General features: G+C 36.2%; 11 protein-coding genes. 6 read left to right on the forward strand and 5 right to left on the reverse strand.

Annotated elements, in window-relative coordinates; all coding sequences use genetic code 11:
• Nucleotides 1-3: 3 nt before the first annotated feature.
• Together menA and holA are read right to left on the reverse strand one after the other, a co-directional pair.
• Nucleotides 4-906: a 1,4-dihydroxy-2-naphthoate octaprenyltransferase gene (menA, locus tag BM201_RS17200; RefSeq protein WP_092544916.1), complete on the reverse strand. Its 903-nt coding sequence runs from the start codon at nt 904-906 to the stop codon at nt 4-6.
• Nucleotides 907-1911 (reverse strand): DNA polymerase III subunit delta, encoded by a 1005-nt coding sequence (gene holA, locus BM201_RS17205; RefSeq protein ID WP_092544918.1) that lies wholly within the window; start codon nt 1909-1911, stop codon nt 907-909.
• A gap of 83 nt (nt 1912-1994) precedes the next feature.
• Here holA and BM201_RS17210 point away from each other — a divergent pair, with 83 nt between their 5' ends.
• The 4 genes from BM201_RS17210 to BM201_RS17225 all read left to right on the forward strand — a co-directional run bounded on the left by BM201_RS17210 (nt 1995) and on the right by BM201_RS17225 (nt 5766).
• Nucleotides 1995-2444, forward strand: coding sequence for a type I restriction enzyme HsdR N-terminal domain-containing protein (locus tag BM201_RS17210; protein ID WP_092544920.1), 450 nt, complete (start codon nt 1995-1997; stop codon nt 2442-2444).
• Nucleotides 2445-3440: a glycosyltransferase family 2 protein gene (locus tag BM201_RS17215; protein WP_092544922.1), complete on the forward strand. Its 996-nt coding sequence runs from the start codon at nt 2445-2447 to the stop codon at nt 3438-3440. It abuts the gene before it with no gap.
• 93 nt (nt 3441-3533) lie between these two features.
• The gene (locus tag BM201_RS17220) at nt 3534-4379 is read left to right on the forward strand and encodes an OmpA/MotB family protein (protein ID WP_092544924.1); all 846 of its coding nucleotides are present in this window, start codon (nt 3534-3536) and stop codon (nt 4377-4379) included.
• A 292-nt stretch (nt 4380-4671) separates the two neighbouring features.
• On the forward strand, nt 4672-5766 hold the full coding sequence (locus BM201_RS17225) for a hypothetical protein (protein WP_092544926.1): 1095 nt from the start codon (nt 4672-4674) through the stop codon (nt 5764-5766).
• 125 nt (nt 5767-5891) lie between these two features.
• On the opposite strand, the gene BM201_RS17230 is transcribed toward BM201_RS17225, so the two are convergent.
• The 3 genes from BM201_RS17230 to BM201_RS17240 form a co-directional block, all read right to left on the reverse strand.
• The gene (locus BM201_RS17230; protein ID WP_092544928.1) at nt 5892-6512 is read right to left on the reverse strand and encodes an L-threonylcarbamoyladenylate synthase; all 621 of its coding nucleotides are present in this window, start codon (nt 6510-6512) and stop codon (nt 5892-5894) included.
• 2 nt (nt 6513-6514) lie between these two features.
• The gene (locus tag BM201_RS17235; protein WP_092544942.1) at nt 6515-6727 is read right to left on the reverse strand and encodes a hypervirulence associated TUDOR domain-containing protein; all 213 of its coding nucleotides are present in this window, start codon (nt 6725-6727) and stop codon (nt 6515-6517) included.
• A 284-nt stretch (nt 6728-7011) separates the two neighbouring features.
• The gene (locus BM201_RS17240) at nt 7012-9336 is read right to left on the reverse strand and encodes an ATP-dependent helicase (protein WP_092544930.1); all 2325 of its coding nucleotides are present in this window, start codon (nt 9334-9336) and stop codon (nt 7012-7014) included.
• 171 nt (nt 9337-9507) lie between these two features.
• Between BM201_RS17240 and BM201_RS17245 the strand changes: the two genes are divergently transcribed.
• On the forward strand, nt 9508-10794 hold the full coding sequence (locus tag BM201_RS17245) for an amidohydrolase (protein ID WP_092544933.1): 1287 nt from the start codon (nt 9508-9510) through the stop codon (nt 10792-10794).
• A 157-nt stretch (nt 10795-10951) separates the two neighbouring features.
• The gene (locus tag BM201_RS17250) at nt 10952-11473 is read left to right on the forward strand and encodes a DUF7935 family protein (RefSeq protein WP_092544935.1); all 522 of its coding nucleotides are present in this window, start codon (nt 10952-10954) and stop codon (nt 11471-11473) included.
• Nucleotides 11474-11920 lie beyond the last annotated feature (447 nt).

Here is an 11920-nt window from a genome sequence, read left to right on the forward strand (position 1 = left end):
AGCTTAAAAAACCTGACCTAAACCAAACAAAAGTGATAGTGCAAAAGTAGATAAAGCCAATACTTTTAACTCTGGATCCAGTAAAGCCGGAGACTCATTTTGCATTACTCGTTTTAAGTGAAGCACAAGCGGAATAAAAGCAACATAAAATACAATATCATCCCAGCCTTCAAAAACCAAAGCCGAGTAAACCGCCATAAGCAAGATCGCACCAATGATCAAAAAGTAATGATAAGCTTTGGCGCCCTTTTCGCCTAATTTTACAGCCAGTGTCATTTTCCCAGATTTTTCATCTGGAACTCTGTCACGCATGTTATTTAGATTAAGCACTCCTGCACTTAAAAATCCAATAGCTGCAGCCGGCATTAACACCGCCCAGTCAAAATCATTTACATAAAGAAAGAATGATCCAAATACGGCAACAATTCCGAAGAAAATAAAAACAAATATATCTCCTAATCCGCGATAACCATAAGCCGAATTTCCCACTGTATATTTTATAGCGGCAACAACAGAAGCCACACCCAAAACCATAAAAATTAAACTATACAAGAAATTCTCGCGACCAAAAGAAGCGTAGATAAGACAGACTGCCAGAATAAGAGTAATTATCGAAGTTAAGATAATCCCCGTTTTCATTTCTGAATGCGTTATCAATCCGCTTTGAATCGCACGTTGCGGCCCAATACGTTCGTCGTTATCGGTTCCTTTTACGCCGTCTCCATAATCGTTTGCAAAATTAGATAACACCTGAAGCCCTAAAGTTGTAGCAAGTGCCAAAGAGAAAATCCCCAAGCTAAAATATCCCTGCTGAGCTGCAATGGTACTGCCTACTAAAATCCCTGAAATTGATAAAGGTAAAGTTCGTAATCGGGCAGCATTTACCCAGGAATTAATTTTTTTCATTTAACGCATTATTTTAACCAAAACTTCCTTTAAAAGATCTCCAGAAGATAAATTTACTGCTCCAACTCCTTTACTCTTCACATCGGCTTCCTGCAAAACATTAATAGCGTAACTCACTTTTTTCATAGGATAATTTCTGGCAGCTACGGTGTAATCGTTCACAAAATATGGATTCACTTTTAGCTGTTTTGCCACATTCATCTTCGATTTATCGGGCAAACCATGATATTGTAGCAACTGCGAGAAATAAGAGAATAAAAGCGATATCGTCACCACAAGTGGATTATCCTTTGGATTTTGCGAAAAATAATTGATAATGCGATGTGCTTTTACCTCGTCTTTTAAACCTACGGCTTTACGTAACTCAAAATTGTTGAAATCTTTACTAATTCCTATATTTTGTTCGATAAGCTCTGGCGTAACTTCAGTGCCCTTTTCACAAACCAATTGAAGTTTCTGTAACTCATTATCGATCTTCCCTAAATCTGTTCCTAAAAATTCTACCAGCATTTGCGAAGCTTTTGGAGAAATCCCCAGTCCTCTCGATTTTAAATTCCGAACGATCCAATCTGAAACCTGATTTTCATAAAGCTTTTTGCTATCTAGAATAATCCCGCTTTTCTTTATCGTTTTATAAACCTTTTTACGCTTATCCAGCGTTTTATGCTTATAGCAAAGCACCAAAACCGTTGTTGGTTGCGGGTTTTCAGCATAATCACTGAGTTTATCGATAGTTCTGGCAAGATCCTGAGCTTCTTTTACAATCACCACCTGCCGCTCTGCCATCATAGGATAACGCTTCGCATTTCCAACGATTTCATCTACATTGGTATCGCGACCATACATAATGATCTGGTTAAAACCTTTTTCGTCTTCTCTCAGTAAATGATCCTCGATATAATCGGCTACCTTATCTACAAAATAAGGCTCGTCTCCCATCAAAAGATAGATAGGAGCTATTTTTCCATTTTTAATATCGGTCACAATTTGCTTTGCGTCGTCCATGCAGAAAAGAATCTATTTAGGCTGAAATTAGTTTTATCCTTAAAGGCTTTTGGATGTTGTATTCTTTAGTATTTTTGAGGTCTATGATCGACCTTAATTTTCCAAAATATAATTTCAGGTTCAAAAATAGTCAAAATAAAATAGCTGTTTTCGACGAACTCAGGAAAAAATTTATCATTCTTACTCCTGAAGAATGGGTGCGACAACACTGTACACAATTCTTAATTCAGGAAAAAGAATTTCCCAAAAGCCTTATTAATGTTGAAAAACAACTGAAACTAGGCAAACTAACAAAGCGATACGACGTTGTGGTTTACAATAGCGATGGCAGCATTCATTTAATTGTAGAATGTAAAGCGCCACATATAAAAATTACCCAAAATGTTTTCGATCAAATCGCGCAGTACAATATGACCTTAGATGCAGATTTTTTAATGGTCACCAATGGATTATCCCATTATTACTGTAAAATGAATTATGAAGCTGGGGAATATGAGTTTCTACCAGAAATCCCGGCTTATAAATTGGCTTAAATGACAGTAGCAGTTGTTATCTTAAATTGGAATGGAAAAGACTTGCTGAAGCAATTTTTACCATCGGTCACTCAATTTTCTACGGAAGCCAATATTTATATTGCCGATAATGCTTCAAGTGACGATTCGATAAATTTTCTGCGGAACAATTATCCTGAAGTTAAGATCATTCAGAATAAAGAAAACGGTGGTTATGCTAAAGGCTACAATGATGCACTGAAGCATCTTTCCGAAGACATCTTAATCCTATTAAATAGCGATATTGAAGTCACCAAAGACTGGCTTAAGCCGATATTGGAGGTTTTCAGCAAAGATTCTAAGACTGCTGCGGTACAGCCAAAAATTTTAGACTTCAAGAACAAATCTTTTTTTGAATATGCCGGGGCAGCAGGCGGATTTATCGATAAATTTGGTTATCCATTTTGCCGCGGCAGAATTTTTGAAACCATCGAAGAAGATAAAGGGCAGTATGATGACGAAACTGAGATTTTTTGGGCATCTGGAGCCTGCTTAGCGGTAAAAAACACTGTTTTTAAAGAACTTGGAGGTTTTGACGAAGATTTCTTTGCCCACCAGGAAGAGATCGACCTCTGCTGGAGAATAAAAAATCTTGGTTATCATATAAAATACACCGGCAAATCTTGCGTTTATCACGTTGGAGGGGCTACTTTAAATAAAATGAACCCTAAAAAGACCTTTTTTAATTTTAGAAATAGTCTTTTTATGCTGGTTAAGAACCTTCCTAAAGAAAAAATGCGTAAAATTGTGTTGCAAAGAATGGTTTTAGACGGTATTGCCGGACTAAAATTCCTTTTTCAAGGTGATTTTGGTCATTTTTCGGCAGTTTTGAAAGCGCATGCTGCTTTTTACGCCAATTTTTCAAAAATGAATAAAAAAAGGATTGAAAAAACCTCTAAAATTAAATACTTTGATGTAAAATCTGTCGTTTTTGAATATTTTGCATTGAAAAAATCGACATATAAAAATTTAATATAAAGTCTATCTAAAGTATTGTTAATACTACTTTTAAGCTTTATATTTTTTTGATACTTTTGGAAAATCTAACATTAACAATAATTACAATAAGTTATGAAAAAAATCATGCTTTTATCAGCCTCTGCGGCTATTTTGCTTTCTTCATGTGTTTCAAACAAGAAATACGCTGAACTTGAAGCAAAACAAAAAGAAACTCAGGACCAGCTTAATACCGCCACTGTAAAATTAAATGCTTGTCTTGAGGATAAAACCGAAATGACAGAGAGAATTAAAGTTCTTAACAATACAAACGCGGCGTTATTAAACAACGTTGGTGATCTTGCTACACTTTCTAAGAAAGAAGCAGAGAACTTAGAGCGTTCATTAGAGAGCATCAAAGAAAAAGATCTTGCTATTAAGAGCATGAGAGATGCGATCAATAAAAAAGACTCTGTTACTTTAGCTCTTGTAACCAGCTTAAAAGGAGCTATTGGAAACATGAACGACGAAGACATCGAAATCAATGTTGAGAAAGGTGTTGTTTACGTTTCTATTTCAGATAAATTATTATTCGACAGTGGTCGTTATAACGTAACAAGCAGAGCTAAAGAAGTTCTAGGAAAAGTTGCTACAGTTATTAAAAACAAGCCAGACATCGAGTTTATGGTAGAAGGTCATACAGATGACAAATCTATTTCTACTTCTATGTTCCAGGATAACTGGGATCTATCTGTAAAAAGAGCTACTTCTGTAGTTAGAATTTTACAAGACGAATTTGATGTTGATCCTAAGCGTATGACAGCTGCAGGTAGATCTTACTACATGCCAGTTGCTTCTAACGATACTGCTGAAGGTCGTGCTAGAAACAGAAGAACAAGAATCGTAGTTCTTCCTAAACTAGATCAATTCTACGGAATGATCGAAGAAGGTATGGAGCAAGCTTCTAAAGCTTCAAACTAAGAAAATAAAAGATATATCTTATATATCGAAAAAAGCCTCGCAAATGCGAGGCTTTTTTATTTACTGTATTAAACCAAAACTTATAATTTTTTGGAAAATACATCTTCAATATCCTGATTCAAGTCTAAATGGAACCAACGAATGCCATTATAAAAAGTTAGTTTAAACAAATTTCATCATTCATTTACAAATCATAAATTATTAATACATAATTAAATTGTGAACTATAATTTTTGATCAAATCTAAAATTATGCATATTTTAAACTTTTCTTAACAACTTAACAATTTTTGATGAAACGAAACAAACTCCGTGGCCTAAGCCTTCTGGCTGCATTAGCATTTGTATTTTCTTGTGAAAGCGAGAAGATCGAAGAGGAAAACTCTAGTTACGAAACGCTAAATTATAGTGTTAACAATAATACTGTAAACACAGATTTTAGTTTAAAAGAAGAATTACCAGATGTAAATGAAAACCTGGGCGATTTAATTACAAATGATGCGGTAAGCCCTAGCGAATGCGCGCCCACTGCATTTGCTGAAGTACAAAATGATTATATTTTACCCATAGTTCAGGATCAATTAGCACTAACTTATTACTCACTCTACTTAGATCTGAATTTTTACTATTCTTATTTTGATAGAAGCGAACAATATTTTGGCGAAGATGGAAGCTATACAAATTTTATGTCTAAGCGAAAAAGAGAGCTCGAGAGATTTTGGGACATGGAGGATGAAATTATCTTAAATGGGCAGCATACAGCTACTTTAAATGATCGAGAAAAAGTTGCCGATCTTTATGAAATTGTTGGTGCAAATGTAGAAACTCGCGAAGATGCCTATGCGATCGCAGATCAAATCCTGGCTATTAATGCTGCTTCTCCTAATTTACCCGAAAATCCGTTTTTTGCGACTGATGGATTTGCAGTAACTAATAACCTAATCGTAATTGGTGACGGTATTGTACAGATGTTATCTGAAACCGGAATAGATTCAAAAATAGTATGGACTGGTATTTTATCTCACGAATGGGCGCATCAAATACAATTTGATAATACCTCATCCTGGTATCCAAATGGAGCTGCAGATGATCCTGCGGAAGCTACCAGATATACTGAATTGGAAGCAGATTTTCTTGCTTCTTATTATATGACTCACAAAAGAGGAGCTACCTATAATTGGAAAAGAGTAGAACAGTTTTTTGAACTATTTTTTGCGATTGGAGATTGTAGTTTTAGTAGTAGTGGACATCATGGAACTCCGCTTCAAAGAATGGAAGCTTCCCGACTTGGTTATGAACTGGCTGCCTCTGCTCAGAAAAAAGGGAAAATTCTTTCTCAGCAAGAAGCTCATGACTATTTTGTGGAAAATATCGATGAAATATTATAACAGATACCACATTTATATATAAAAAGCCTCGCAGATGCGAGGCTTTTTATTTTAAACTCTCTTCATTTTAAAATATGAAAAATCACCGGATAAACGAGGATTTTCAATTTTAAAACGCTTTAGTTTTACATTATTTCCAAACTTCCTTTTCCTTCTCTTAGTACTTCTGGTTCTTCTGAAGTTAAATCGATCACGGTACTTGGGGTATTATCACCATATCCACCATCGATCACAATATCTACCAGGTTATCCCATTTTTCCTGAATCAACTCTGGATCTGTAGTATATTCAATTACTTCATCTTCGTCTCTTATCGAGGTTGAAACTATTGGATTGCCCAGTTCTTCTACGATTGCGCGACAAATATTATTATCTGGCACTCTTATCCCTACAGTTTTCTTTTTCTTAAATACCGTTGGTAGATTATTATTTCCAGGTAAAATAAATGTATATGGGCCGGGTAAACATCTCTTCAGAATTTTAAATGTCGCAGTATCTATTTGCTTAACATAATCTGAAAGATTACTTAGATCGTGACAAATAAAACTGAAGTTCGCTTTTTCCAATTTCACTCCCTTTATCTGGGCGATCTTTTCTAAAGCCGAGTTATTGGTGATATCACAGCCCAGACCATAAACCGTATCGGTAGGATAAATTACGAGTCCGCCGCTACGTAAAGTTTTTACGACTTTCGCGATTTCACGCGGATTCGGGTTTTCATTATAAATACGTATAATTTCAGCCATTATTAATCAGCTTTTTCGACTTCTTTTTCTAGTTTCAACACTTTGCTGCCATCTTCCTGTTCGATGAGTAATGCTTTATTTCCTTGTTCTCCTTTTCGGGTGATTTCACTACCGTCGATGGTTTTTGTAACTTCTTCAGTATAAGTTTTGGTTACTTTACCTTCAGCAGTTCCATTTCCCCAGTCCCATTTTACGTTACTTCCTTTTTGAATCATCTTTTTTCTTTTGAAGATAAAAAGAAAGCCGCATTCCGCGGCTCTGAATAACACAAGTTTAACTCGAAAACCTTGTAAAATTTAGCAATTTATGGTGTTTGTAAATTTTGAAAATGGATTTTAATTTGTATATCCGCGATACATCATAAGAGTTTCGATCACCCTGAACTTGATTCAGGGTCTCATCACAATATTTGGTTGGTTTTTCAATACCGTATGAGATTCCGGATCAAGTCCGGAATGACAAAGATTTAAAATTCTTATGAATTGCGGATACTCAAATTTTAAGAAAGTAGCTTCAATTTAGCGAATCTTAGCAATAGCTTTTTAATACCACCATTTTCAAAATTGATCTCGGCTTTTTTATCTTGGCCTACACCTTCAATCCCTAAAACTTTTCCTTTTCCAAAACGCATATGCTCGACTTCGTTACCAACTTCAAGCTGAATTGCATTCGAGGCTTTTGCAGGTTCTGAAGCTGCCGGTCTTAGTTTTCGTAATTTCCTTAACTGTTCTTCTGTTGGCTTATGCGCCGGTGGTGGCGTTCCTGCTTTTGGTTTTGTTTGGCGAAGTTTGGATTTATCAACTTCATCTCCAAAAATATCGGTATTGATAAGCGGTTTGTATTTATAATCATCCTGCGGAATCATATAATCCAAAAACTTATCATCTATTTCTTCTATAAATCGGCTTGGCTCGGCATCTACCAGTTTTCCCCAACGATATCTACTTTGCGTATAAGTTAAGAAAGCCTGTTTTTCAGCTCGAGTTACTGCAACATAAAATAAGCGGCGTTCTTCTTCAAGTTCAGATCGGGTGTTCATACTCATTGCTGAAGGGAAAAGATCTTCTTCCATACCTACAATATAAACGTAAGGAAACTCCAATCCTTTCGCCAGGTGAATCGTCATAAGCGCCACGCGGTCTTCATCTTCAGTATCTTTATCAAGATCGGTGGCTAGCGCTACATCTTCTAAAAATTCAGCTATAGATCCATTGGCATCGGCAAGTTCTTTTTGCTCTTCCACAAAATCCTTAATACCGTTTAAAAGCTCTTCGATATTCTCGATTCTTGCAATACCATCTGGAGTACCATCTTTTTTAAGTTCCTGTACGAGTCCGGTTTTTTTGGTCACCGTATCTGCAACAGTAAACGCATCGGCATTCTGAGCCAAAATTGTAAAATGCTTGATCATATTTACGAAATTGTCCAGCTTGGTCCTGGTACTTTTTGTGATCTTAAGTTCTGGTAAATGATCCAGATTTTCTAAAACTTCGAAGATCGATTTTCCATATTTATTTGCAGCGATACTTAGTCTGTCCATCGTTGTGGCTCCAATCCCGCGCGTAGGATAATTGATCACACGCTTCAAAGCTTCTTCATCTTTTGGGTTGATCAATAATCGCAAGTAGGAAAGCACATCTTTAATCTCTTTACGCTGGTAGAACGACAAACCTCCATAAATTCGGTATGGAATATCCCTCTTCCGTAACGCATCCTCCATCGCCCTACTCTGCGCATTGGTACGGTACAAAATAGCAAAATCGCCATTAGCCATTTGATTTTGCATCTTATTTTCAAAGATCGAACTGGCTACAAATCGTCCTTCTTCACCATCCGTAAGTAACCGGTTTACCACGATCTTTGGCCCGTCGTCATTCGCCGTCCAAACTACTTTATCTAATTTGGTCTGGTTTTTATCGATTATCGAGTTGGCTGCATTTACAATATTTCCGGTAGAACGATAATTTTGTTCCAAGCGGTACATTTCTACGCCTTCGTAATCTTTCTGGAAATTCAGAATGTTATTAATGTTCGCACCACGGAACGCGTAAATACTCTGCGCATCGTCCCCTACCACACATATATTCTGAAACTTATCAGACAATGCTTTTACGATCAAATATTGCGAGTGATTGGTATCCTGATACTCATCCACCAAAATATATCGAAAACGATTCTGATATTTCTGAAGCACTTCAGGAAAACGGTTTAAAAGCTCATTGGTTTTCAGCAATAGATCATCAAAATCCATGGCGCCGGCTTTAAAACAACGCTGTACATATTCCTGGTAAATATCACCCATTCTTGGCTTTTTGCTCATCGCATCGGCCTCCATTAATTCAGGATTATTGAAATAGGCTTTTACCGTGATCAGACTGTTTTTGTAAGATGAAATTCGGCTATAAACCTGCTTATATTTATAAACATCTTTATCCAGCTGCATATCCTTAATGATCGCCCTAATCACACTTTGCGAATCCTGTGTGTCATAGATCGTGAAATTAGAAGGATAGCCCAATTTATCGGCTTCAAAACGTAGAATCTTGGCAAAAACCGAGTGGAATGTTCCCATCCAAAGATTTTTAGCTTCACTCCTACCTACGATCTGCGAAATACGATGCTGCATTTCTCTTGCCGCTTTATTGGTAAAGGTTAACGCAAGAATATTAAAGGCATCGATCCCTTTACTCATCATGTATGAGATCCTATACGTAAGCACACGGGTTTTACCAGAACCGGCTCCCGCAATTACGATCATAGGACCATCAATCTGCAATGTTGGCGCCCTTTGGGCATCATTTAATTCGGCTAAATAAGCTTCCAATTTCCTTCAAATTTTAAAAGCGTGAATTTAACCAAAATGAATCAATTTCTAAACTCCGCCTGTTAATACTTTTAAACAGGGATATACTAAGCTTTAAATGTTTATATTTTTTAGTATTTTTAAGAGAACTAGTTTTTAGCTAAAAATACAAACCCTTTTTAACGAATTTCAATGAAGAAAGTTTACTATCTATCCCTCTTATTATTTTCCGCTTTTAGCTACGGACAACAAATGGATGCAGACCTTGAAGAAGACATCGCTACTGTAGAAGAAAAAGTGATCGAATGGCGAAGAGATTTCCATGAACATCCCGAACTTTCTAATCGCGAATTTGAAACTGCTGAAAAAATCGCCAAACATTTAAAAAACTTAGGTTTTGAAGTCGAAACCGAAATCGCAAAAACCGGAGTTGTAGCTTTACTGAAAGGCGATCATCCCGGCAAAGTTGTGGCTTTACGTGCCGATATTGATGCTTTACCGGTAACCGAAAGGAATGATCTTCCTTTTAAATCTGAAGTAACTACCGAATTTCTTGGCTCGCAAACCGGAGTGATGCATGCCTGCGGTCATGATACGCATACCGCAATATTGATGGGTGCTGCTGAAGTTTTAGCGCAAAACAAAGACAAGATTCATGGAACTATAAAATTCATTTTTCAACCAGCTGAAGAAGGACCACCACCAGGTGAAGAAGGCGGCGCAAAATTAATGATCAAAGAAGGTGTTTTAAAAAGTCCCGATGTAGATGCCATCTTTGGTTTACATATTAATTCTGAAACTCCCGTTGGCACCATTCGCTATAAACCTGAAGGTACAATGGCTGCGGTAGAACGTTTCGTGATTAATGTAAAAGGAAAACAAACACATGGCTCGCAACCTTGGAGTGGTACCGATCCTATTCTTATTTCAGCAAAAATTATCGATGGTTTACAAACGATTATTAGTCGGGATTCTAAATTGATTGACGCTGCTGCAGTGATTACCGTTGGAAAAATTACCAGTGGTGTGCGTTTTAATATTATTCCTGAAAGTGCCGAAATGATAGGAACAGTGAGAACTTTAGAGCCTAAAATGCGCGAGAAGATCTTAAGCCGAATGAAGGAAATGGTGCCTAAACTTGCTGAAGCCTATGGTGGTGAAGCAACTATTGAAATCCAAAATAACACAGCAGTTACGTATAATGATGTTGCATTAACTAACCAAATGTTACCAAGCCTTCAAAAAGTGGCCGGAGAAGATCATGTAGAACTGGTTAAAGCCACTACTGGTGGTGAAGACTTTTCATATTTTCAGGAAGAAGTACCCGGTTTATATTTCTTTTTAGGCGGACAACCTTTGGATAGCGAAGAACCGGCACCGCATCATACGCCCGACTTCTTTATCGATGAAAGCGGATTGATCCTTGGCGTGAAGGCAATGACCCAATTGGCTCTAGATTATCTTGATCCACCGCAATAAATAAATTTAAGGAATTTCTTTTCATGCTGAATTTGATCCTGGAGCTCATTTTAGTTATTTGAAAGCATAATTCTAAAATATATTAAAAGGTACTTTTTAGTTAACTTTGACGTTTAACTTAGAAAAAGTACCTTTCGTTTTTTTAGAATAAACCAGCATGAGCGATCTAGATTTATTGCAAATCCTTTATAATATTTTACCGGCTATAATCGTAGCCGCAGTAGCTTTTTACTTTTTTAAAACCTTTTCTGAAAATGAGAATCGCAGACGCCGATTTTTATTGCACCAGGAAAATCAGAAAACAGGACTTCCTCTTAAACTCCAGGCATACGAGCGCATGGTGTTATTTTTAGAACGAATTTCCCCTGGAAATCTATTAGTAAGAATAAAGCCAAATACTTCAGACAAGATTCAATATTCAAATACTTTGGTTAGTGCAATCGACCAGGAATTTGAGCATAATTTAGCGCAGCAGATCTATATTTCAAATGAATGCTGGAATTATATAAAAACAGCTAAAAATGCTACAATATCACTTATAAGACAAACCGCAGCAGATAACACTATTGAAAATGCAGCCATGCTTCAGGAAAAAGTACTCACGATTTTGATGGATGAAGATGCACCAACCGTTGCAGCACTAACATTCGTTAAAAATGAGGTGAAGGAGATTGTGTAATGTAAGTTAACAGTTAACGGTGCACAGTTTAAAGTTTTTTAGCTGTTAGCTTTCAGCAATTAGCGATCAGCTTGAAAATTGATCCTGAAATTTCACAATTTGAGCTTTAATTTTTAAAGTTTTTATATTTTATCTAATTGAACTTCAAACAAGTAAAAAGTAATAATATAAGAATCGATATTTCGAAATTAGATTTAAAATTCATAGTTCAGAATTATGACAAAGACTAGCAAAACTCAAAAATCAAAAGAAAAGCCAAATATCTTAGTTCTGGGATTAAGCTTTTTAGTTTTTTACACGCTATTCAGTAACTGGGATTACTTAAAAAGTTTGATTACGAATTTGTTTTGAAAGCTGAATGCTGAATTTGGATTTGAAAAATGTCATTTCGATTTCTATGACAATTCCAATCGGTTTTTATAATTTGTTTGATTTTTAATTATTGCC

Source organism: Zunongwangia mangrovi, assembly GCF_900112105.1.
Lineage (GTDB): Bacteria > Bacteroidota > Bacteroidia > Flavobacteriales > Flavobacteriaceae > Zunongwangia > Zunongwangia mangrovi.

Coding starts and splice junctions, on each gene's coding strand:
- menA (WP_092544916.1), bottom strand. CDS start 906: ATGAAAAAAATTAATTCCTGGGTAAATGCTGCCCGATTACGAACTTTA.
- holA (WP_092544918.1), bottom strand. CDS start 1,911: ATGGACGACGCAAAGCAAATTGTGACCGATATTAAAAATGGAAAAATA.
- BM201_RS17210 (WP_092544920.1), top strand. CDS start 1,995: ATGATCGACCTTAATTTTCCAAAATATAATTTCAGGTTCAAAAATAGT.
- BM201_RS17215 (WP_092544922.1), top strand. CDS start 2,445: ATGACAGTAGCAGTTGTTATCTTAAATTGGAATGGAAAAGACTTGCTG.
- BM201_RS17220 (WP_092544924.1), top strand. CDS start 3,534: ATGAAAAAAATCATGCTTTTATCAGCCTCTGCGGCTATTTTGCTTTCT.
- BM201_RS17225 (WP_092544926.1), top strand. CDS start 4,672: ATGAAACGAAACAAACTCCGTGGCCTAAGCCTTCTGGCTGCATTAGCA.
- BM201_RS17230 (WP_092544928.1), bottom strand. CDS start 6,512: ATGGCTGAAATTATACGTATTTATAATGAAAACCCGAATCCGCGTGAA.
- BM201_RS17235 (WP_092544942.1), bottom strand. CDS start 6,727: ATGATTCAAAAAGGAAGTAACGTAAAATGGGACTGGGGAAATGGAACT.
- BM201_RS17245 (WP_092544933.1), top strand. CDS start 9,508: ATGAAGAAAGTTTACTATCTATCCCTCTTATTATTTTCCGCTTTTAGC.
- BM201_RS17250 (WP_092544935.1), top strand. CDS start 10,952: ATGAGCGATCTAGATTTATTGCAAATCCTTTATAATATTTTACCGGCT.